Here is a 21,520-nt window from a genome sequence, read left to right as displayed (position 1 = left end):
CGAGTCATCGCAGTCACCGCAATCCGATGTTGATGTAGTCGAACTCGAAGCCGTACTCGTGGTAGTTCAGCACATCGCGCGAGATGCCCACGAGCCGGTCGGCGAACATGGGGGTGAGCGTGGCGCCCTCCTCGACGATCAGTCGCTGCGCATCCTGGTAGTGCTGCTTGCGGCGCTCCGGGTCCACTTCGGCCCTGGCCGCGTCGAGCACCGAGTCGAACGTCTCGTTGGACCACGCCGACTCGTTGTACGAACTTCCCGACCGGAAGATCTGGTTGAGCAGCTGGTCCACCGGGCGTCCGGTGAACCAGTACGTGGCCATGGCGGGCTTCTGCATCCAGACCTCGGTGTAGTACGAGTCGGCCGACTCGTTGCGGACGCTGGCCCGGATGCCGGCCTCGCGAAGCGAGTTGACGAAGGCGACGGCCATGGGCGTGAACACCGGGTCGAGACTCGACGTGGAGATCTCGAACCGGAAGTCCGGACGACCCACTTCGGCCAGCAGCGCGGCGGCCCGCTCCGGATCCCGCTCGTGCGGCAGGTCGAGGTACGTGGCGTCCGTCGGCGGAACCGGATTGTCGTTGCCGACGGTGCCCTGCCCTTGGGCTGCGACGGCCAGGATCCGGGCAGGGTCGTAGGCGAGCTTGATCGCCTGCCGCACCCGGACGTCGGAGAACTCCTCGCTCGTGGCGAGCAACGGGATCGTGTACCACTGCCCGTTCTTGACGCGGGCGATGGTGGCCTTGCTGGAGGCCGCCACCACCTGCGCGCTGGCGAAGTCGAGGTTCGTCTGCGAGAGCAGGTCGACCTGCCCGGCGATGAGGGCGTTGGTGCGCGCCTGCGTGTCCTGGACGGAGTAGAACTCGATCTCGTCGAGCGTGGGGCGTCCGGCGAAATGGTCCTCGTACGCCAAGACCCTGCCTCGGCCTCCGGGGCGGAACGAGTCGAGCCGGAAGGGGCCGGTGCCCACGCCGCTGCGGGCGATGTCGGCGCCCGAGTCCTCCGGGATCACGTAGCACTGGTAGGCGGACAACAGGGAGGGAAGGTCCGAGTGCGGGGCGTCGAGCTCGATCACCAGCGTCGTCGGATCGCTTGCCCTGAGCCCGCCTGCCGACATCACCGGTGACAGGACTCCCAGCTGGGGTGAGGCCAGGTCGGGATCGAGGATCTGGGCGATTGTGTATGCCGCGTCGCGTGACGTGAACCGGCGGCCGTCGTGGAACTGCACCCCGTCGCGCATGCGGAACGTCCAGCGCATCGCGTCGTCGGAGACGTCCCAGTCCTGGGCGAGGTCCGGTACCGGGGTGCCGGCCTCGTCGAGCTTCACGAGCCGGTTGTAGAGCGCGCCCAAGTACTCGTAGGCGGACAGCGACGCGGCGGGGTGCAGGCCTTCGGCACGCGAGTTGGCGGGGCGGGCGATCCGCAGGGTGCCGCCGGGCGACGGTCGGCCACGTTCCGCTGCTTCGGGGAGTGCGACGGGACCGTTGGCGGACGTGCATCCGGCGGTCAGGCCGAGGGCGCCGATCGCACCGAACTGCAGCGCTCGGCGACGCCCTACGGTACGGGACAGGAGTGGCGGCGAATGAGACACCCTCTCGACACTAGCGGTTTCACGTTGGCCGTCCTCGGCCCGCGTCCGAATCTCAAGAAACTCTCAGGGAGCGTGCCCCGGGACTCGCCGCGTGGGGAGGGCCCCTGCCCGCGGCTCCTGAGAGGATGGCCCCGTGACTGTGCAACGAGAAGGCGCGAAGGTTTCGATCGTCGGTGCGGGCGCGGTGGGGTCGTCGCTGGCCTACGCCGCGCTCATGGCGGGGGTGGCCCGTCGGGTGGTCCTGCAGGACGTCAACGAGGCGAAGGTGAAGGCTGAGGCGCTGGACCTCGCCCACGGCAGCCAGTTCTTCCCGGAGGCCTCGATCCTGGGCTCGGCGGACGTGGCGGCGACGGAGCACTCCGACGTGGTCGTGATCACCGCCGGGGCGAAGCAGAAGCCGGGCCAGACCCGGCTGGACCTCGCGGAGTCGACGGTCCGGCTGATGACGCACGTGATCCCGCCCCTGGTCGAGCGCTCCCCCGACGCGATCTTCCTGCTGGTGACCAACCCCGTCGACGTCACAACCCAGGTGGCGCTCGACATCAGCGGCCTGCCGCAGGAGCGGGTGATCGGCTCCGGCACGGTCCTCGACTCGTCGCGGCTCCGCCAGCTGCTCGCCGAGGAGTGCGACGTCGCCGTGAGCAACGTGCACGCCTACGTGTGCGGGGAGCACGGCGACACCGAGATCCCGCTGTGGACCTCCTCCTCGATCGGCGGCGTGCCGCTGCTCGACTGGGAACGATCCACCGGACGGCTCGGCGCGGCCAAGCGCGACGAGATCGCGCACCGGGTCGTCAACGCGGCCTACGAGGTGATCGCCGGGAAGGGCGCCACGAACTACGCGATCGGGCTGGCGGGGACCCGCATCCTGCAGGCGATCCTGCGCGACGAGCACGCCGTCCTCCCGGTCTCGCGCCGGCTCGACGGTTGGTACGGCCTGTCGGGCATGTGCATGTCGGTGCCGACGGTGGTGAGCGCCGCCGGCGCGGGACGGCAGCTCGAGTTGCCGCTCTCCGACGACGAACTCGCCGCCCTGCGCGCCAGCGCGGCCACCATCCGGGACACCGCCGAGCGCCTCGAGCGGGCGCTCTGACGGGTCAGCCGGTCAGACGGTCTGCCAGGTGGGCTTCTCCGGCAGGAGCGCCTCGTACTCGGCGACGAGCTGGTCCTGGTAGGCGCCGCGGTAGGTGCCGGCCAGGAAGCGTGGCAGCGCCTCGTCCTTGAACTTCGCCCAGGACTCGCGCTCGAGCCCCGGCTTGATCGGGTAGAACAGCACGCCCTCGCTGAAGGCGGCGTCCCGGTCGCCGGGGGCGTCGCCGATCAGCATGATGTGGTCGAGGTCGTACTTGTCCTTGGCCGCCCAGCGCACGTGCTCGGCCTTGGATCCCATCTCCTGCCCGGCGATGACCTTCATGTACTTGGCGAGGTCGTGCTCGTTCCACTCGCGCTCGAGCGCCTCGACGGGCGTGGCGGACACGACGATGGTGTCCACCTCCGCCTGCATGGCCTCGATGGCCTCCCGCACGCCCGGGAAGGGGGCGGCGCCGTGGACCATCCACGCGATCAACTCGTTGACGCCCTTGCCCCACTCGATGCACTGGCGGATCTCGTCGGAGGGGTGTTCCTCCGCGAACGCGGCGATCCCCTTGTCGGAGCGGGGATAGCCCGAGTCGAGGAACTTCTGCAGCTCCTTGCCCTCCGGGATCGTCACGCCGCGTTCGAGCACCTCGGGCCGCTGCTTGAGCAGCTCGAACAGGCGGGCCAGCGCCACCCAGCGGTTCTGGCCGCGCGTGGTGGAGTAGAGGTTCACGAACAGCGCCGTCTCGCGCACGAGGGTCGACGCGGCCTGCAGGTCGAAGTACTTGATGTAGGCCGGGGTGAAGCACTCCTGGTGCTTGATGTTCATCGCGTCCATGGCGCAGCCGTCGGAGTCGATGCCGACGAAGAACCGCTTCTCGGGGCCGAAGTCCACCAGTGCCTGGGCCTGCTCGGGTCGCTTCGCGTCAGTCATGGTGCTCCGATCAGATCCGGGTGTCGGGGAAGACGAACATCTCGTTGGCGGGCTTGCCGACGAACTCGCTCTTCCCCTCGAGCTTGTCGAGGAGGATTTCGATGTTGAAGTCCTTGTCGTCGAACGCGCTGATGTACGTCTTGACCTGCCCCATGTCGGGCAGGACGTTCGGCGACGCGGTGGAGACGAGGATCGTCGGGATCTCGTGGACGTACCAAGGCATGTCGAGGGTGCCCTTGGTCCCGGGCCAGTAGGGCCGCTCGATCGCCTGGCCGAGGCCGGTGATGTTGGCGACGGAGATCACGAGGTCGTAGTTGTCGGTGAGGTCCGAGATCGGCGACTTGCCGGAGTACGCGTCGCCGAGGATCTGGCGGACCTCCTCGGGTGACTTACCGCGCACCTTGTCGAGCTGCGACTCGTAGCGGGTGGCCTTGTAGCCGCGCGCGTTCAGCTGCTCGACGAACTTGTCCGCGGGGTGGCCGGCGGCGCCCTCGGCCATCATCGCGAACGGGCTGGGGGCCGCGCCGACGGGCACGACGAGCACGCGCGGGTACTTCTCCGTGGAGATCGGCAGGTTCTCGGGCTGCTTGTTCTTGACGAGCGCGATGGCCTTGTCCGCCACCTCCTCCGCGACCTTCTGGTGCTCGGGGAGGCCGATGCGGGCCAGCGCCTCCTCCTTGGGGGGCAGCAGCTCGGTGCGCTCCCGCTTGTGGAGGCCGAGCATGGCCTTGAGCCCGAGGATGCGGGTGAGCGCCTCGTGGAGGCGCTTGTCGGAGAGCTTGCCGCTCTTCCAGCCCTCCATCATCCAGTGGAAGTCCTCGTCCGGGTCGTTGAAGAAGAGCCACAGGTCACAACCTGCCTCGATGGCCATGGGCAGGAGGTCGGAGCGCTTGCCGGCGCCGGTGAGGCCGACCATGTGCGACGCGTCCGTCACGACGACGCCGTTGAAGCCGAGCTTCTCGCGGAGCAGCTTGGTGTTGATCTCCTTGGAGATCGTGGCGGGGAGGATGTCCTCGTCGCGCATGTCGGGGTTGAAGTGCTTCTGGTAGGAGGGCAGCGCGATGTGGCCGGTCATCAGCGACGGCAGGCCCGCGTCGAAGAGGCCCTTGTAGAGCTTGCCGAAGGTGGCGTCCCACTCGTCGGTGGAGAGCCAGTTGGGGGCCTGCGAGAGGTGCTGGTCGCGCTCGTCGATGCCGTCGCCGGGCCAGTGCTTGGCGGCGGGGGCGATGCCGGACTCCTGGATGCCCTTCATGTAGGCGAGGCTCATCTCGAGGACCAGGTCGGCGTCCTCGCCCCAGGTGCGGCGGGAGACGATGGGGTTGCGCCAGTTGCGGTAGATGTCGACGATCGGGGCGAACGACCAGTTGCAGCCGACGGCGGAGGCCTCGATGCCCGAGATGCGTCCCAGCTCGTAGGCGTAGCGCACGTCCCCCGTGGCGGCGACCTTCGCCTCCCAGCCGACGTACGTGCCGTCGGTGCAAGCGCCGTTGCCCCCGGCCTCCGTGTTGGCGGCGATCAGCATCGGGATCTTCGACTTGGCCTGCAGGATGTAGTTCTGCTCCCAGACCTCCTCCGCCTTGCTGGGCTGATAGCGCACGGCGCCGATGTGGTAGGTGTCGAGGACGCCGGTGAGGTACTCCTCCGTACGCTCGGCCCCCATGTTGACGAACAGCTGACCGATCTTCTCCTCGTCGGTCATGGCGGCGATGGTCTGCTCGACCCAGGCCACCCCCTCGTCGTCGAGATTGAACGGCTGGGCTTTGAGGTCCACCATGAACATTCACTCCTTCGTCGGCTTCGCGTACCCCTGATCGCGATACCCTCTAGGGAACCAACAAAACCAGCAGAGTTGTCAAAGTTGCCGTTAATTTCCGATGATGGCGCCAGCCCTCCGCGGGCCGCGCGTTTCGTGCGCGGCAACCGGCCGCTGCCCCTGAGCAAGAACTGGCAACTTCCCTCAGGGCGCCTGCCGACCGACGAAGCTATAGCCACTAGAAGACTCTCAGTAAGGATGGAACATGGCTCTTCCGATTCCCGCTCCCGCCTCCGCCGACATCGGCGTCACCGGCATGGGTGTGATGGGCTCGAACCTCGCCCGCAACCTTGCCCGCAATGGCTACAAGGTGGCCATCCACAACCGCAGCAGCGCCAAGACCGAAGAGGTCTACACCGAGCACGGCAGCGAGGGTGAGTTCATCCCCTCCGAGAACATGGAGGACTTCGTCGGCTCGCTGTCGCGTCCCCGTGTCGCCATCATCATGGTCAAGGCCGGCGCCCCCACCGACGCGGTCATCGAGGAACTCGCCTCCCGCATGGAGGAGGGCGACATCATCGTCGACTGCGGCAACTCGCTGTTCACCGACACCCGCCGCCGCGAGGCCGCCCTCAAGGAGCGCGGCCTCCACTTCGTGGGCACCGGCGTCTCCGGCGGCGAGGAGGGCGCCCTCTGGGGCCCCTCGATCATGCCCGGCGGCTCCCCCCAGTCCTACGACCGCCTCGGTCCCATGTTCGAGAAGATCTCCGCGCACGTCGACGGCGAGCCCTGCTGCACCTACATCGGCGCCGACGGGGCCGGCCACTTCGTGAAGATGGTCCACAACGGCATCGAGTACGCCGACATGCAGGTCATCGGCGAGGCCTACGACCTGCTGCGCCGCTCGCTGGGCCTGAGCCCCGCCGAGATCGCCGACATCTTCGCCGAGTGGAACAAGGGCGAGCTCGACTCCTACCTCATGGAGGTCTCCGTCGAGGTCCTCCGTCAGGTGGACGCCAAGACCGACAAGCCGCTCGTCGACGTGATCGTCGACGCCGCCGCCCAGAAGGGCACCGGCGCCTGGACCGTGCAGACCGCCCTCGACCTCGGCGTCCCGGTGACCGGCATCGGCGAGGCGACGTTCGCGCGCGGCCTCTCCTCCTCCCCCGCCCAGCGCGCGGCGGCCCAAGGCTTCGCCGGCGAGGCGCAGGAGTGGAACGTCGAGGACCGCGAGGCGTTCATCGAGGACGTCCGCAAGGCGCTCTACGCGTCGAAGCTCGTCGCCTACTCGCAGGGCTTCAACGAGATCCAGGCCGCGGCCGAGGCCTACGGCTGGGACATCAACCTCGGCGCGCTCGCCCGCATCTGGCGCGGCGGCTGCATCATCCGGGCCCAGTTCCTCAACGAGATCACCCGCGCCTACGACGCCGACGCCAAGCTCCCCCTGCTGATCGGCGACTCGTACTTCTACGAGCGCATCGTCGACGCCCTGCCGTCCTGGCGACGCGTCGTCTCCCAGGCCACCCTGCACGGCGTGCCGGTGCCGGTGTTCTCCTCGTCGCTGTCCTACTACGACGGTGTCCGCTCCGAGCGTCTGCCCGCCGCCCTCATCCAGGGCCAGCGCGACTTCTTCGGCGCCCACACCTACCAGCGGACCGACGCCGAGGGCGCCTTCCACACCATGTGGGCGGAAGACGGCCGCGCCGAAGTCCAGTGGTGAGCTGAGAGGAGCCGAACCGACATGCAGTTGCGTGAAGACGCGAAGTGGGCGCTCGTCACCCCCACGTCCATGGGTGTGCGGATCACCCCCGAGAACCGCCAGCCGGTCCACTACTCGGACCGCTTCCTGATGCAGGCCACCTCGGCCGAGTCGAACGTCGCCTCCGTGGCGTCCCACCTGGGCCTGCCGGTCAAGGTGCTGACGAACTTCGTGGAGGGCTCGCCCATCTCGGCGTTCATCAAGGCCAACCTGCGTGCCCGCGGTATGGCGTACGAGGGCCCCGACGTGCCGCAGGGCGACGCCTGGGGCTACCGACACCAGTTCAACATCGCCGACTCCGGCTACGGAGGCCGCGGCCCGCGCGTGTGGAACGACCGCGCGGGTGAGGTCGGACGGACGCTGAAGGTCGAGGACTTCGACCTCGACAAGCTGTTCGGTGACGAGGGCGTGAAGATCCTGCACCTGTCCGGCCTGATCGCCGCGCTGTCGCCCGAGACGTCGAAGTTCTGCGTCGAGGTGGCCCGCAAGGCCAAGGAGCACGGCACCCGGATCAGCTTCGACCTCAACTACCGCGCCACCTTCTGGAAGGGCCGCGAGGAGGAGCTGTCGGCCGCGTTCCGCGAGATCGCGAGCCTCTGCGACGTGCTGTACGGCAACGAGGAGGACTTCCAGCTCTGCCTGGGGATCCAGGGCCCCGAGGCCGGCGGCAAGGACATCGCCGAGGAGATCGAGTCGTTCAAGCAGATGATCGGCCGCATCCAGGAGCAGTACCCGGACGCGCAGTACATCGGCACATCGCTGCGTGAGGTCGTCTCGGCCAACCAGCACAAGTGGGGCATGATCCTGTGGGGCGAGGGCGAGTTCAACGTCGCCGAGCTCCGCGACATCGACGTCATCGACCGCATCGGCGGCGGCGACGGCTCCATCGGTGGCGTGCTGTACGGCATCCTCAAGGGCTGGAAGCCCGAGCAGTGCATGCAGTTCGGCTGGGCCACCGGCGCGCTGGCGGCCACCAGCATTTACGACTACGGCGCACCGGCCGACGAGGACCAGGTCTGGTCCATCTGGTCGGGCAACGCCCGCGTCAAGCGCTGACGAAACCGCATCGGACGGCGTCGGACCCCTCGGGGCCCGGCGCCGTTCGTCGTTCCTACCCGCCCACCACGTTCACCTGCGTTTCCTACGTACACCTGCGATGCATGGCTGGTGCAAGTAGGAATCGCTGGCGGCTTGGCCGGGCCGAGACCCGACGGCACCTTTTGCCAACTTGGCCCAGCGGAGAGACCCGCGAACCGCCCTGTGGTAGGTATGGCTCATGACCAGCCTTTACCCCGGGATCGACGAGGCCGCCCGCATCGGCGGGCCCGATCAGGTCCTCAGCCACGACCAGATCCGCGCGTTCGTCCTCGAGCAGTTGCGCGCCTACGACTTCGACGGCAAGCGCGTGACGTTCATCGTTCCCGACGGGACCCGTCACGCCCCGGTGGACGTGGTGACGAAGATCGTCCACGAGGCGCTGGGCGACCGCCCCGCCGACGTGCGCGTCGTGATCGCGCTGGGCACCCACGACTACATGAACGACGCCGCGATCGGGAAGCTGATGGGCTGCGAGCCCGGCCGGTTCGAGGAGACCTACCCCGGCTGGAGGATCTTCAACCACGACTGGCGCAACGAGGAGACCTTCGCGAACCTCGGCACCATCCCCGCGGCGCGGATCGGCGAGCTGACGGGCGGCCGGCTCACGGACCGCGACATGACCGTCCACGTCAACAAGATGGTGGTCGACACCGACATCTCGCTCATCCTCGGCCCCGTGCTGCCGCACGAGGTGGTCGGCATCTCCGGCGGCAACAAGTACTTCTTCCCCGGCCTCTCCGGGCACGACGTGATCGACATGTCGCACTGGGTGGGCGCCCTCATCACGAGCTTCGAGATGATCGGCACCACCGGCATCACGCCCGTCCGGCAGATGATCGACGCGGCCGCCGAGCTGATCCCGTCGACGAAGCTCCTGCTCGGCATGATCGTGAAGCCGGGCAGCGACGACCTGCAGTTCATGGCCTTCGGCGACTCGCGGGCCGCCTGGGAGGCGTGCGCCGAGGTGTCGAGCCAGGTGCACGTGAAGTACGTGCCCAAGGCGTACAAGCGGGTGGTCTCGATAATCCCCGAGATGTACGAGGACATGTGGACCGGCGCCAAGGGCTTCTACAAGCTCGAGCCCGTCGTCGCCGACGGGGGCGAACTCATCATCTATGCGCCGCACATCAAGCAGGTGTCGGTGATGCACCCGGGCATCGAGGACATCGGCTACCACAACCGCCAGTACTTCGTCGGCCAGTGGGAGCGGTTCAAGGACCACCCGTGGGGCGAACTCGCCCACTCGACGCACCTGCGCGGCCTGGGCGACTACGACCCCGAGACCGGCGTGGAGACCAACCGCGTCACGGTGACGCTCGCGACGGGGATCCCGCGCGAGGTCGTCGAGCGGATCAGCCTCAACTACCTCGACCCCTCCGACGTGGACCTCGCGGCCTTCGAGGCGGACCCGGACACGCTGGTCGTTCCGCACGCGGGCGAGCTGCTGCACCGCACGGAGGCGCAGCGCGGCAAGCTCCCCGCCTGAATCCCCCATACGACGAAGGAGGGCCCCCACCGATCGGTGGAGGCCCTCGCCGTTCGGGGTGGTTACTTCATGTCGTCCGAGTGGGGGGCGACGCCCGCCGCCACGCGACGCTCCTCGAGGATGCGCACGTTCTCGGCGACCTTGTTCTTCTTCAGCGGGTAGAGGAAGAGCAGGGCCAGGGCGACGAGGATCGCGCCGATGCCCGGGAGCAGGTTGGCCAGCATGTAGATGCCCTGCTGAACCGACTCGGCCTGCGCCTCGCCCGCCGCGGCCACCGCCGCGTCGAAGCCGACCGCGCCGAGCGCGAAGCCGATGAGGCCGCCGGCGAGGGCCTGCCCCAGCTTGCGGGCCCAGGAGTAGACGGCGTAGACGGTGCCGTCGTCGCGGGAGCCGGTGCGGACCTCCTGGTAGTCGATGACGTCGGTGATGAGCGCCCAGATCAGGAAGTTGAAGACCTGGATGGCGAACATCGTGATGGCGTAGAAGACGATCCAGATGGCGGGGTTCTCGATCTTCAGGAAGTACGCGACGAGCAGGGTGGCGCCGCCGACGAACATCGCGACGATGCCGACCTCGGCCTTGCCGAAGCGCTTGGCGAGCCAGGGCGAGATGAAGATCAGGACCAGCGACGGGGCGATGCCCGCGATCGAGGCCGGCGACTGCCAGGTGCCGTCGCCGAAGTAGTTCAGGAACAGGTAGCCGAGGATGCCGCCCAGGAACATGAACGTCAGCAGCAGGATGAGCGCCGCCGCGATGAGGCCGAGCAGTGCCTTGTTGGTGAACACGGTGCTGAGCATCTTGCCGATGCTCTGGCCGCCCTCGGCCTTGCCCTTGACGGACGACGGGACGCGCTCCTCGACGAGGGCGAAGCAGACCGCGTAGCAGGCGACGGCGAGGATGGAGCAGACCACGGCGGCCATCGTCATGCGCGGGCCGGACAGCACCGAGACGCCGTCGGCGTTCACCGTGTACACGACCAGCGGCAGGATCGCCATGATCGCCAGGTTGGCGAGCGTGGCGCCGGTGGAGCGGAACACGGACAGCTGGGCGCGGTCGTCGGGGTTGCCGGAGACGACGGAAGCCATGGAGCCGTAGGGGATGTTGATCGCCGTGTAGCAGATCGAGCCCCACAGCAGGTAGGTGGCGACCATCCAGGTCACCTTCAGCGCGTAGGAGTCGAAGTCGGCGACGAAGGACATGTACATGAGCGCGGAGGCCACGGCCACCGGGATGGCGATGTACTTGATCCAGCGCTTGAACTTGTACTGCCCCTCCTTCACGGGGAGGCGGTCGACGATGATGCCCATGCCGACGTCGGTGAAGCCGTCGAGGACGCGGGCGCCGAGCAGGAGGAGGCCGACGTGGGCCGGGTTGATCCCCACCACGTTGGTGAAGAACAGCATGAAGAACGCGGACTGGAGGATGAAGGTGAAGTCGTTGCCGAAATCACCGAACATGTAGCCCAGCTTGTCGCGCATGCCGAAGGGGCGAGTGCTGAGCTTCCCCTTGTATGCGCTGAGTGTGGTGGTCATTGCGACTCCGCTCCGGGCAGCTGCTGTGCCGCCCTGTATGGACTTCGGTTGGCTGCCACACCGGCAGCGACTTGTCAATATTCTGCATATCCCGCCGCCCGATGCGGCAACGTTGCCATGTCTTGCATCGGGCCGGGTACGGGGCGACAACTTCCGGCAACCCCCTGCGTCGCACTCGCCCGGCGTGCGAGCCTGAGACGTACAGTCGATTGGAGTGGTGAACGCCTTGCAGACGTATCGAGCGGCCGTGGTCGGCTGCGGAGACATTTCGGTGGTCCACCTGGCCGCCCTGCGCAAGCTCGAGCTGGCGGAGCTCGTCGCGGTGTGCGACGTCGACCCCGTCGCCCGTGAAGCCGCGGCAACCGCGCACGGCGTGCCCGGGTACTCCTCGGTCGAGGAGCTCCTCGCCAACGAGCAGGTCGACGTCGTCCACGTCTGCACCCCGCACGACCAGCACGCGCCGGTCATCATCGCCTGCCTCGAGGCAGGCGTGAACGTGCTCACCGAGAAGCCGCTGGCGGAGTCGCTCGCGTCCGCGGACCGGGTCATCGCCGCAGAGGCGGCGAGCTCGGCGAAGCTCGGCGTCTGCTTCCAGAACCGCTACAACGCCCCGGTGCGCATCGCGCGCGAGCGGTTGTCGTCCGGGGAGTTCGGCACGATCCGCGGCGGGGCTGGCACGGTGATGTGGACCCGCACCCCCGCGTACTACGCGAGCAAGCCGTGGCGCGGCACCTGGGCGAACAGCGGCGGCGGCCTCCTGATGAACCAGGCCATCCACACCGTCGACCTCCTCCAGTGGCTCGTGGGCCCGGTGGAGCGCGTCGACGGGGCCGCCCACACCCGCGCGCTGGCGGATAGTATCGAGGTGGAGGACACCGCGGACATGCTCCTCACGCACGCCGGCGGCGCGACGAGCATCTTCTACGCGACGAACGCGCACACCATCAACGACTCCGTCCTGGTGGAGGTCGTCACCGACACCGCCGTGTTCCGCATCGGCGAGGACCTGACCATCGCGCACACCGACGGGCGGACCGAGCGGATCACCCCGGCACCCGCGTCCAGCGACGGCCGCGACTACTGGGGCACCTCGCACGAGGACCTCATCCGTGACTTCTACAGCCAGCTCGGCAGCGACGAGGGCTTCTGGATCAGCGCCGACGAGGCGCGCAGGAGCCTGGAGATCATCGCCGACGTCTACGACCAGAGTTACCCCGAGAGAACCCAACCGAAGGAGCAGTAATGGCGAGAATCGGCCTGCAGGTCATGACGGTGCGCGAGGAGTTCACCCGCCTCGGCACCTACGAAGCGCTCAAGCAGATCGCGGAGATCGGCTTCAGGAACCTCGAGCTGTCGCAGGTCTCGATGTCCCCCGACAACGTCGCGGAGATGGAGCGCGCGAAGGGCGACTTCGGGCTCGAGTTCTCCGCGATCTCCGCACCGCTCGACGCGCCGGAGGGCGCGGACTCCCTGAGCGGCACGATGGACAAGATCGTCTCCGACGCCAAGCGCCTCGGCGCGCCGTTCGTCCGCATCGGCATGATGGCCCCCGAGGCCATGCGTTCGCGCGAGACCATCGTCGACTACTCGCGTCGCGCCGACGAGGCGGCCAGGCGGCTCGCCGGCGAGGGCATCACGCTCTGCTACCACAACCACCACGTCGAGTTCGCGCGCATCGACGGCCAGTTCATCCTCGACCTGATCCGCGAGACGGCGCCCAACCTGCGCTACGAGATCGACCTCCACTGGGTGCACCGCGGCGGCCTCGAGCCCATCCGCTTCCTCAAGCAGTACGACGGGGTCGTCGACCTCGTCCACCTGAAGGACTACCGCATCGGGCTGCTGGGCGACGAGGCGTTCGAGGCCTACGACAAGAAGGACTTCGGCGCCTTCATGCAGCACTTCCTCGGCGTCGTGCAGTTCGCCGAGGTGGGCGAGGGCAACCTCGACTTCCCGGCGATGATCGCCGCGGCCGAGGAGGTGGGCGCGAAGCACCTGTACGTCGAGCAGGACGCGACGTACGGCCGCGCCCCGTTCGAGGCGCTGCAGCTCTCCCACGACAACCTCGTGAAGATGGGCTTCCAGGACAAGTTCTAGTCCCGGCCCGGAACGCGAAGGGAGGGGGCGACCGTCACGGTCGCCCCCTCCCTCGTCGTTCGGCTGGTGTCAGGCCTCGCGCTCGGGGAACTTGCCCTCTTCGCGGATGCGCTTGTTGAGCTCTTCGAGGTAGCGCTCGGAGGTGCCCTCCAGCGGCACCTCCTCGCCGGTCCAGCTGGACAGGTGGATGGCGTTGGCCAGGCGCACGCCGTTGATGCCGTCGGCGCCGGGCGCGATGAGCTCGGTCCCGTCGAGGATGTTGGCCGCGAAGTTCACGAGGACGCCCGCGTGCTGCTCACCCCACGGTGACTCGAACTCCTTGGTCTCCTGCGTGTACAGGGTGCTCGGGTCGAGCTTGCCCATGAAGAGCTGCTTCACGTCCTCCATCGTCATCTGGTCCGACAGCTCGCGCTCGGGCTTGTCCAGCTTGGTGACGGTGACCGTCTTGCTGTTGTCGACGACGATCTTGCCGCCGTCGAGGAGGATCTCGAACCGGTCGGTGCCGACGAGGTCGTGCGTCGCGGTGACGAAGGTGCCGGTCGCGCCCTCCCCGTAGTCGACGAGCGCGGTCACCTCGTCCTCCACCGCGATGTTGCGGCGGAACCCGAAGGACGCCTTGGCGTAGACCGACTTCGGCACGCCACAGATCCACTGCCACAGGTCGAGTTGGTGCGGGGCCTGGTTGACGAGCACCCCGCCGCCCTCGCCGCCCCACGTCGCGCGCCATTCGCTCTGCTCGTAGTAGCCCTGCGGCCGCCACCACGTCGTGATGATCCAGTTGCTGCGGCGCAGGGCGCCCAGCTCACCGGAGGCGACGAGCTCGCGGACGTACTGGTAGAGCGGGTTGTTGCGCTGGTTGAACATGATCGCGAAGGTCAGCTCGGGCTTCGACTTCGCGAACTCGTTCATCTTCTCGACTTGCGCCGTGTACACGCCGGCCGGCTTGTCCACGAGGACGTGGAGGTCGCGCTCCATGGCGTCGATCGCCATCTCGGGGTGGAGGTAGTGGGGAACGCAGATCACGACCGCGTCCACGTCGCCGCTCTCGAGCATCGCGACGTGGTTGTCGTAGAACTTCGCCTCCGGCAGCACCTTGGCGACCGCTTCCCGCTTGGCCTCGTCGATGTCGCACACCGCGGCGACGGTGATGTTGGGCACCCTGCCGTCGGCGACGAGCGAGCCGTAGAAGCCGCCCTGTGCGCCGAAGCCGATGATGCCGAGCCGTACCTGCTCCGTCATGTTTCGGACCTCCTTGTTCCTGGGTTTCCGTCGAATCTATGCCGGATTGCAGTTGTCGGCCTCCCCTTGCCGAAAGTTGCAGGGGAGGCCGGGCCACGAGGCTCAGGACTGTGCGGTGAGGACCCGCGCACGCTCCTGCGCCTTCAGCGCGAGCTCCACCGACTTGAAGATGTGCTCCTGCGTCATGGCCTCCTCTGTGCGGTTGAGGCAGTCGAGGACCATCTCGCCGAAGAAGGGGTAGCCCACCTTGCCGTTGGCGTTGAAGCGGTGCTCGCCGTCCCCATTGACCATGAAGACGTTGTCGGGGCCGTCGTCGGTGGTGACATTAACGTACTTGCGCAGCTCGATGTAGCCCTCGGTGCCGAGCAGGAAGGAGCGGCCGTCGCCCCAGACCGACAGGCCGTCGGGGGTGAACCAGTCGACGCGGAAGTAGCCCGTCGCACCGTTGTCGCACACGAGGGTGGCGTTGCCGAAGTCGTCCAGCTCGGGGAACTGCGGGTGGTTGTAGTTGGCGATCGCCGCGTCGGTGATCTCGGCGTCCTTCGCACCCGTGAAGTACAGGATCTGCTCGCAGTTGTGGCTGCCGATGTCGGCGAGGATGCCGCCGTACTGCTCCTTGTCGAAGAACCAGTCAGGGCGGGAGTCGGCGTTGAGGCGGTGCGGGCCGAGGTTCAGCACCTGGATGACGCGCCCGATGGCACCGTCGCGGACCAGCTGCCCGGCCATGACGGAGGCCTCGACGTGCAGCCGCTCGGAGTAGTAGACGTTGAACTTCTGGCCCGTCCGCTCCACGGCCTCGCGGGCGCGCGCCAGCTGGTCGAGCGTGGTCATCGGCGTCTTGTCGGTGAAGTAGTCCTTGCCGGCCTCCATCACGCGGATGCCGAGGTCGGCCCGGAGGTTGGGGATGTCAGCGGCCGCGACGAGCTTGATCTCCTCGTCGGCGAGGAGCTCCTCCTCGCTGGAGGCGACGTGCACGTCGGGGAACATCGTCTTGAATGCGGCCACCATCTCCGGGTCGTCGTCGTAGACCGACTTCAGCGTGGCGCCGGCGCCGAGCAGCCCGTTGACCATGCCGAAGATGTGGCCGTGGTGCAGCCCCGTGACCGCGAAGGGGAAGTCGCCGGGCTCGACGACCGGGTTCGGAATCGGGTCCGGTGCGTAGTTCATTCCGTCCTTGCTCAACTGCGTCTCCCTCTCGCGTGGTCCGTTGCGCCCACTGTACTGTCAGGCCCCCTCCGGGGGGCCGTGTCAGGACTGGCAACACACGGCAAGCGGCCGCGCACCCAGGCTCCGGCGGGGTCGCCCCGCCGCCCGCCCCATTGCTGCAACAAACGGCAATTCTCGCCTGACCGCCATGGAAACGTGGTCGAATTGTCGAGGTAGATACCTGCAGCCCACGCGCAAGGGAGCCAACATGCTGAGAATCCGCCGGTCGGTCCTGAGGACCGTCCCTGGCCCGGACGGCATCGACGGGGAGGGCTCCTGAGCACCATGACCACCACCGACCTGTTCATCCAACTGCAGCCGGACCTGCAGCGGATCGCCGACGGCGTCGCCCGAGACATCCGCGACGCCGCGGGGCCGCGCGCCCGCGTCGGCGTCGCCTACTCCGGCGGCGTCGACTCCACCGTGCTCGCTGCCCTGACCGCCCGGGCCGTCGGGCCCGACTGCACCACGCTGTTGATGGCGGTCTCCCCGTCGCTGGCGAAGCGCGAGCGGCGCCTCGCCACCCGCCAGGCCGACGAGTTGGGCCTGCCGCTCGTGGAGGTGGAGACCCGCGAGCTCGACAACCCGCAGTACGCGGCGAACCCCGTCGACCGCTGCTACTTCTGCAAGGACGAGCTGTTCACCCGCCTCGACGACGACCTCGTCGGCCGCCTGCGGCTGGACGCCATCGCCTACGGCGAGAACCTCGACGACGCCGCGCGCCCCGACCGCCCCGGCGCCCGCGCCGCCCGTGAGCACCGCGTCCTGCACCCGCTGGCGTCCGCCGGCGCCACGAAGGCCGACGTGCGGGCCATCGCCCGCGCGCTCGGGCTGAGCAGCGCCGACAAGCCCGCGGCACCGTGCCTCGCCAGCCGCGTCCCGCACGGCGAGCCCGTCACCGCCGAGAAGCTCTTGCAGGTCGACGCGGCCGAGGACGCTGTCCTGGCCGCCGGGTTCTCCGACTGCCGGGTCCGCCACCACGGCGACATCGCCCGGATCGAGGTGCCCTCGTCCGAGTTCGCGCTGGTCGCGGACGACGAGCGTCGGGAGCGGCTCCTGGCCGCCGTCCGCGCCGCGGGCTTCAAGCACGCGGTGCTCGACCTCGCCGGCATCCAGTCCGGCGCCTTCACGCTGCAGTTGCTCACCGCCAGGCCGGGTGCCGCATGAGCGTCGCCACCCTCGACTTCGACCGCTACGCCCGCCGCGGCTACCCCGAGGCGGTGCTCTGCCAGGGCAAGTCCGTCGCGCAGCTCGTCGAGATCACCCGCGCCTGGCGGGAGCGCGCGGCCCGGCAGGACCTCGGCCCCGTGCTGTTCACGCGCGTCAGCCCGGAGCAGGCGGAGGTCGTCCTCGCCGAGCTCCCGGACGCCCACCACGACGAGACCTCGTCGCTCATCGCGTGGCCGGCCGAGCCGCCGCGGCCGACGGGCGGCCGCGTAGTCGTCGTGTGCGCCGGCACCGCCGACCTGCGCGTCGCCCGCGAGGCCACCCTCACCGCCCGGTACCTCGGGCGCGAGGTCACGGAGGTGGTCGACGTGGGCGTGGCCGGCCTCGACCGCATCCTCTCCAAGCGCGACGTGCTCCGCTCGGCGGACGTGGTGGTCGCGGTCGCCGGCATGGACGCGGCACTCGTGCCCGTCGTCGCCGGGCTCGTCGCCTGCCCCGTCGTGGCGGTGCCCACCTCCGTGGGCTACGGCGTCGCCTTCGAGGGCGTCTCCGCGCTGCTCTCCATGCTCAACTCCTGCTCCCCCGGCGTCGGTGTCGTCAACATCGACAACGGCTACGGCGCAGGCCACCTCGCCGCCCAGATCGCCGCCCCGAAGGACAAACCCCATGCATGACAACCACGCCGGCGGCCACCACCACCATCACCCGAAGTCGCTCCCCGACGGCATCACCACCGCCGACGGTGACATCGTCGCGCCGGGCACCGTGATCCCCGCCGGGAAGCTGTGGGTGGACGAGGGCGCGCCGCGACGTCGGCTGTGGATCGACGCCAGCCAGGGCGCCAGCGGCGACATGCTGCTCGGCGCGCTGCTCGACGCGGGCGCGGACGCGGCCAGCGTCGCCGCGGTGCTGCAGCTCGTCGCGCCGGGCAAGCTGCACCTCCAGTGGCGACGGGTGGAGCGCGGCCCGTTCCAGGCGATGAAGGTCGACGTCATCGCCGACGAGGTCGACCCGCCCGCGCGGCACCTGTCGGACATCGAGGCGATGCTCTCGGTGGACGGGGTTCCCGACGAGACCCGCGAGCTCGCGCTCGACGCGTTCCGGCGGCTCGCCCGTGCGGAGGCGCACGTCCACGGCGTGGAGGTCGAAGACGTCCACTTCCACGAGGTCGGCGCCCTCGACTCGATCGGCGACATGGTCGGCGTCGCGGAAGCTGTCCGCACCCTCGGCATCGGCCGCGCGACCTGCTCGGTCGTCGCCGTCGGCACCGGCACCGTCAACACCCAGCACGGCCTGCTCACCGTCCCGCCGCCGGCCGTGCTCCAACTCGCCCGCGGGTGGCAGGTGGAGGCCGGCGGCCCGCCGGAGGCAGGCGAACTGTGCACCCCGACCGGGCTCGCCCTGCTCCGCGCGATCTGCGACGCCGTCGAACCGCTGCCGAAGATGACGCTGCGCAACATCGGCATCGGCGCGGGGTCCAAGGTCCGGGCCGACCGCGCCGGCGTGCTGCGCGCCACCGTCGGCGATGAGGTGGTCGAGAGGCCGCGACCCGCCACGGCCCAGACCCAGGGCGACCGCCCCGAGACCACCATCCACGAGGTCTCGGCCAACGTCGACGACCTCGACCCGCGCGTCTGGCCAGCCGTCATCGACCGGCTCCTCGACGCCGGCGCCGTCGACGCGTGGCTCGTCCCGATCATCATGAAGAAGGGCCGCCCGGCGCACACGATCACCGCGATCGCGCCCGCGGACTGCGTCGACTACGTCGCCGACGCCCTCGTCACCCACACGTCGACGATCGGGGTGCGCATCACGGCCCCGATGCACCGCCGCGTGCTCGAGCGGGTCTGGATCCCGGTCGAGGTCGAGGGCTTCAGCGTCCGCATCAAGGTGTCCGGCGAGGGCGTCGGGCACACCATCCAGCAGGCCACCGCCGAGTTCATCGACGTGGAACAACTCGCCGAACACCTTGGCGTCGCGCAGCGCGTGGCGCTCACCCAGGCACAGTCTGTCGCCTGGGCCGCCGGGCTCTACCCCGGCGCGCCCTGGCCGGAGGAGGAAGGGGGCGTACGGAGATGACGGACGACGAAGTTCCGACTGACACCCCGATACGCAGGAAGAAAGTCACCATCTACGACATCGCCCGGGTGGCGGGCGTCGCGCCGTCGACGGTGTCGCGGACGTTCGCGCGGCCCGGCCGCGTCAACGCCGACACCGCGGAGCGGATCCGCGCCACCGCGCAGGAGCTCGGCTACCGCGCCAAACCGCTGGCGCAGAACAAGGCCGGCGTCGCGACGAACACGCTCGGCTTCGTCGTTGCGGACGTCGCCAACCCCGTGTTCGCCCACATCATGAAGGGCTTCCAGAACGAGGCCGCCGAGCACGGCTACTCCGTCCTGCTGATCGACACCCGCGAGGACGCCAAGATCGAGCGCGAGAGCATCAGCCGGCTCGCGCCGCTCGTCGACGGGCTCGTGCTGGGCGCGTCCCGGCTGAGCGACTCCGCGATCACGCAGATCGTGAAGGTCCGGCCGGTCGCGTCCGTCAACCGCATCATCGCGGGCCTGCCCTCCATCGTCGCCGACACCCCGCGCGGGATGCGGCGCCTCGTCGAGCACCTCGCCTCGCTCGGGCACACGCGCTTCACCTACATCGCGGGGCCCGCCGCCTCCTGGGCCGACGGGGTGCGGTGGCGCGCCGTCTCCGAGGCCTGCCACGAGCTCAACCTCGTGGTGCGGCGCATCGGGCCCTACGCCCCCTCGCTCGACGGCGGAGTCGCTGCCGCGGCCGCCTGGATGGAGCACCCCACGTCGGCGGTCATCGGCTACAACGACATGATGGCCATCGGCTTCATGAAGTCGGTGCAGCGCTCCGGGCTGCGCGTCCCCCAGGACGTGTCCGTGGCCGGCGTCGACAACTCGATCTCGTCGGTGCTGACCACCCCGACGCTCACCAGCGTCGCACCCTCCACCAGCCAGATCGGCATGCGCGCCGCGCGCGCCCTCATCACCCAGCTGCGACACCGCTCCGCCCCGAGTGCGGAGACGATCGTCGTCCCCATGGACCTGCACCTGAGGGACAGCGTCGGACCGGCACGTCCGACCACACACCTACCCCGCCAGAAGATGGAGTGAAATCCGATGCCCGAACCGCTCACCCTGCACCCCGACCGGCTCTTCCCGGCCGACCCGGCGACCCGCGAGATCGCCCGCGAGCTGTACGCCCGCGTCGCCGACCTCCCGATCATCTCCCCCCACGGCCACGTGCCGGTGCAGTGGCTCGCCGACGACACCCCCTTCACCGACCCGACCACGCTCCTGCTGACGCCGGACCACTACACCAACCGTCTGCTGCACAGCGTCGCGGGCGTGGAGCTCGAGGACCTCGGCGTCCCGGTCGGCTCCCCCATGAGCCCCGAGAAGTCGCGTGAGGCGTTCCGCATCTTCTGCTCCAACTGGAAGGTGTTCCGCGGCACCCAGGTGCAGTTCTGGTTCGAGTCGCAGTTCGTCGACGTGTTCGGCATCGACGTCCGGCCCTCCGCCGAGACCGCCGACCGGATCTACGACCAGATCCTCGAGCGCCTCGGCACCGACGAGTACAAGCCCCGCGCGCTGTACAAGCGCTTCAACATCGACTTCCTCGCCACCACCGACGACCCCTGCGACGACCTCGCCGGGCACCAGCAGCTCGTCGACGACCCGACGTGGGACAGCCGCGTCGTGCCGACGTTCCGCCCCGACAAGTACCTCGAGCCCGCCCGCGCCGGCTGGGTGGAGCTGACCAAGCAGCTCGGCGAGGCCGCGGGCGTGGAGATCGGCAGCTATGCCGACCACGTGGAGGCCATGCGCATCCGCCGCCGCTACTTCGTCGACCACGGCGCCGTGTCATCGGACCACTCGCACCGCGACGCCCGCTGCGAGCGGCTGGCGGACGCCGAGGCCGAGCGCCTCTTCGCCCGGGCGCTCGCCGGCGAGATCACCGTCGACGAGGGCGACGCGCTGCGCGCCCACATGGTCAACGAGCAGGCCCGACTGGCCGTCGAGGACGGGCTCGTCATGACGCTGCACCCGGCCGTGTACCGCAACCACGACACCGCCACCTTCGAGCGCTACGGCGCCGACGTCGGCGGCGACGTGCCGCTGCCGGTGGAGTTCGCCGCCTCCCTCCAGCCGATCCTCTCCGCCTACGGCAACGCCGACGGGTTCCAGCTCGTCGTGTTCACCATGGACGAGACGGTCTACTCCCGCGAGCTCGCCCCGCTGGCCGGCTGGTACCGCGGCATGTACATCGGCGCCCCCTGGTGGTTCATCGACGAGAACGACGCCATGATGCGGTTCCGCCGCGCCACCACCGGCTACGGCACGCTGCACAAGGGCTCCGGCTTCATCGACGACACGCGCGCCTTCTGCTCCATCCCGGCGCGCCACGACGCCGCCCGCCGCGTCGACTCGGCGTACCTCGCCGGGCTGGTCGCGGAGCACCGCCTGAGCCTCGACGAGGCGGCCGAGACCGCCGTCGAGCTCGTCACCACCCAGCCGAAGCGCGCCTTCAAGTTGTGAGATTCCGGGACCCGGACTCTTC

At 69.1% G+C, this 21,520-nt stretch carries 17 protein-coding genes; 11 read left to right on the top strand and 6 right to left on the bottom strand.

The window, feature by feature from the left end:
- Positions 1-13: 13 nt before the first annotated feature.
- The gene (locus BLR46_RS04175) at positions 14-1,591 is read right to left on the bottom strand and encodes an ABC transporter substrate-binding protein (RefSeq protein WP_093249119.1); all 1,578 of its coding nucleotides are present in this window, start codon (positions 1,589-1,591) and stop codon (positions 14-16) included.
- A 133-nt stretch (positions 1,592-1,724) separates the two neighbouring features.
- Here BLR46_RS04175 and BLR46_RS04170 point away from each other — a divergent pair, with 133 nt between their 5' ends.
- Positions 1,725-2,684, top strand: coding sequence for an L-lactate dehydrogenase (locus tag BLR46_RS04170; protein ID WP_218118310.1), 960 nt, complete (start codon positions 1,725-1,727; stop codon positions 2,682-2,684).
- 12 nt (positions 2,685-2,696) lie between these two features.
- On the opposite strand, the gene BLR46_RS04165 is transcribed toward BLR46_RS04170, so the two are convergent.
- Together BLR46_RS04165 and BLR46_RS04160 are read right to left on the bottom strand one after the other, a co-directional pair.
- On the bottom strand, positions 2,697-3,602 hold the full coding sequence (locus BLR46_RS04165; RefSeq protein WP_093249116.1) for an HAD family hydrolase: 906 nt from the start codon (positions 3,600-3,602) through the stop codon (positions 2,697-2,699).
- A 10-nt stretch (positions 3,603-3,612) separates the two neighbouring features.
- Positions 3,613-5,376, bottom strand: coding sequence for a glycoside hydrolase family 3 protein (locus BLR46_RS04160; RefSeq protein WP_093249569.1), 1,764 nt, complete (start codon positions 5,374-5,376; stop codon positions 3,613-3,615).
- A gap of 244 nt (positions 5,377-5,620) precedes the next feature.
- Between BLR46_RS04160 and gndA the strand changes: the two genes are divergently transcribed.
- The 3 genes from gndA to BLR46_RS04145 all read left to right on the top strand — a co-directional run bounded on the left by gndA (position 5,621) and on the right by BLR46_RS04145 (position 9,698).
- Positions 5,621-7,075, top strand: coding sequence for an NADP-dependent phosphogluconate dehydrogenase (gene gndA, locus BLR46_RS04155; protein WP_093249115.1), 1,455 nt, complete (start codon positions 5,621-5,623; stop codon positions 7,073-7,075).
- A gap of 21 nt (positions 7,076-7,096) precedes the next feature.
- On the top strand, positions 7,097-8,170 hold the full coding sequence (locus BLR46_RS04150; RefSeq protein WP_093249114.1) for a sugar kinase: 1,074 nt from the start codon (positions 7,097-7,099) through the stop codon (positions 8,168-8,170).
- Between the two features lie 220 nt (positions 8,171-8,390).
- Positions 8,391-9,698: a lactate racemase domain-containing protein gene (locus BLR46_RS04145; protein WP_093249112.1), complete on the top strand. Its 1,308-nt coding sequence runs from the start codon at positions 8,391-8,393 to the stop codon at positions 9,696-9,698.
- Between the two features lie 62 nt (positions 9,699-9,760).
- Here the strand turns inward: BLR46_RS04145 and BLR46_RS04140 are convergent, their stop codons facing one another.
- Positions 9,761-11,230 (bottom strand): MFS transporter, encoded by a 1,470-nt coding sequence (locus tag BLR46_RS04140; protein ID WP_218118309.1) that lies wholly within the window; start codon positions 11,228-11,230, stop codon positions 9,761-9,763.
- Positions 11,231-11,447: 217 nt separating this feature from the next.
- Between BLR46_RS04140 and BLR46_RS04135 the strand changes: the two genes are divergently transcribed.
- Both BLR46_RS04135 and BLR46_RS04130 read left to right on the top strand, forming a co-directional pair.
- On the top strand, positions 11,448-12,473 hold the full coding sequence (locus BLR46_RS04135; protein WP_093249111.1) for a Gfo/Idh/MocA family protein: 1,026 nt from the start codon (positions 11,448-11,450) through the stop codon (positions 12,471-12,473).
- Positions 12,473-13,327, top strand: a complete 855-nt coding sequence (locus BLR46_RS04130) for a sugar phosphate isomerase/epimerase family protein (protein WP_093249110.1) — start codon at positions 12,473-12,475, stop codon at positions 13,325-13,327. The genes BLR46_RS04135 and BLR46_RS04130 overlap by 1 nt, the downstream gene beginning before the upstream one ends.
- Positions 13,328-13,396: 69 nt before the next feature.
- Here BLR46_RS04130 and BLR46_RS04125 read toward each other — a convergent pair whose 3' ends face one another.
- Together BLR46_RS04125 and BLR46_RS04120 are read right to left on the bottom strand one after the other, a co-directional pair.
- Entirely contained in the window at positions 13,397-14,566 is a 1,170-nt protein-coding gene (locus BLR46_RS04125) for a Gfo/Idh/MocA family protein (protein WP_093249108.1), read from the bottom strand.
- 102 nt (positions 14,567-14,668) lie between these two features.
- A complete protein-coding gene (locus BLR46_RS04120; protein WP_176761650.1) occupies positions 14,669-15,748 on the bottom strand; it encodes a Gfo/Idh/MocA family protein in 1,080 nt (359 codons plus the stop codon).
- Positions 15,749-16,057: 309 nt separating this feature from the next.
- Here BLR46_RS04120 and larE point away from each other — a divergent pair, with 309 nt between their 5' ends.
- From larE to uxaC, 5 genes are read left to right on the top strand one after another with little or no spacing between them, the layout of a single operon-like run.
- Complete coding sequence (gene larE, locus BLR46_RS04115; RefSeq protein ID WP_093249105.1) at positions 16,058-16,939, top strand: ATP-dependent sacrificial sulfur transferase LarE; 882 nt, start codon at positions 16,058-16,060, stop codon at positions 16,937-16,939.
- Positions 16,936-17,613: a nickel pincer cofactor biosynthesis protein LarB gene (gene larB, locus BLR46_RS04110; protein ID WP_093249104.1), complete on the top strand. Its 678-nt coding sequence runs from the start codon at positions 16,936-16,938 to the stop codon at positions 17,611-17,613. Before larE ends, larB begins: the two co-directional genes overlap by 4 nt.
- Positions 17,606-19,018 (top strand): nickel pincer cofactor biosynthesis protein LarC, encoded by a 1,413-nt coding sequence (gene larC / locus BLR46_RS04105; protein WP_093249102.1) that lies wholly within the window; start codon positions 17,606-17,608, stop codon positions 19,016-19,018. Before larB ends, larC begins: the two co-directional genes overlap by 8 nt.
- Complete coding sequence (locus BLR46_RS04100; protein ID WP_093249101.1) at positions 19,015-20,073, top strand: LacI family DNA-binding transcriptional regulator; 1,059 nt, start codon at positions 19,015-19,017, stop codon at positions 20,071-20,073. The genes larC and BLR46_RS04100 overlap by 4 nt, the downstream gene beginning before the upstream one ends.
- A gap of 6 nt (positions 20,074-20,079) precedes the next feature.
- Positions 20,080-21,498, top strand: coding sequence for a glucuronate isomerase (gene uxaC / locus BLR46_RS04095; protein ID WP_093249099.1), 1,419 nt, complete (start codon positions 20,080-20,082; stop codon positions 21,496-21,498).
- The last annotated feature ends 22 nt before the right edge of the window (positions 21,499-21,520 follow it).

Origin of the sequence: Tessaracoccus oleiagri, from assembly GCF_900103275.1 — a bacterium.
In the GTDB taxonomy this organism is placed as follows: Bacteria; Actinomycetota; Actinomycetes; order Propionibacteriales; family Propionibacteriaceae; genus Arachnia; species Arachnia oleiagri.
The sequence above is the reverse complement of the archived record's forward strand: the minus strand, read 5'-3'. Positions and strand labels throughout refer to the sequence as shown.

Bases quoted from the DNA above. Each gene is read 5' to 3' on its own strand.
- gndA (WP_093249115.1), top strand. From the start codon at position 5,621: ATGGCTCTTCCGATTCCCGCTCCCGCCTCCGCCGACATCGGCGTCACC.
- BLR46_RS04150 (WP_093249114.1), top strand. From the start codon at position 7,097: ATGCAGTTGCGTGAAGACGCGAAGTGGGCGCTCGTCACCCCCACGTCC.
- BLR46_RS04130 (WP_093249110.1), top strand. From the start codon at position 12,473: ATGGCGAGAATCGGCCTGCAGGTCATGACGGTGCGCGAGGAGTTCACC.
- larE (WP_093249105.1), top strand. From the start codon at position 16,058: ATGACCACCACCGACCTGTTCATCCAACTGCAGCCGGACCTGCAGCGG.
- BLR46_RS04145 (WP_093249112.1), top strand. From the start codon at position 8,391: ATGACCAGCCTTTACCCCGGGATCGACGAGGCCGCCCGCATCGGCGGG.
- BLR46_RS04100 (WP_093249101.1), top strand. From the start codon at position 19,015: ATGACGGACGACGAAGTTCCGACTGACACCCCGATACGCAGGAAGAAA.
- larC (WP_093249102.1), top strand. From the start codon at position 17,606: ATGCATGACAACCACGCCGGCGGCCACCACCACCATCACCCGAAGTCG.
- BLR46_RS04125 (WP_093249108.1), bottom strand. From the start codon at position 14,566: ATGACGGAGCAGGTACGGCTCGGCATCATCGGCTTCGGCGCACAGGGC.
- BLR46_RS04165 (WP_093249116.1), bottom strand. From the start codon at position 3,602: ATGACTGACGCGAAGCGACCCGAGCAGGCCCAGGCACTGGTGGACTTC.
- BLR46_RS04140 (WP_218118309.1), bottom strand. From the start codon at position 11,230: ATGACCACCACACTCAGCGCATACAAGGGGAAGCTCAGCACTCGCCCC.
- BLR46_RS04160 (WP_093249569.1), bottom strand. From the start codon at position 5,376: ATGGTGGACCTCAAAGCCCAGCCGTTCAATCTCGACGACGAGGGGGTG.
- uxaC (WP_093249099.1), top strand. From the start codon at position 20,080: ATGCCCGAACCGCTCACCCTGCACCCCGACCGGCTCTTCCCGGCCGAC.
- larB (WP_093249104.1), top strand. From the start codon at position 16,936: ATGAGCGTCGCCACCCTCGACTTCGACCGCTACGCCCGCCGCGGCTAC.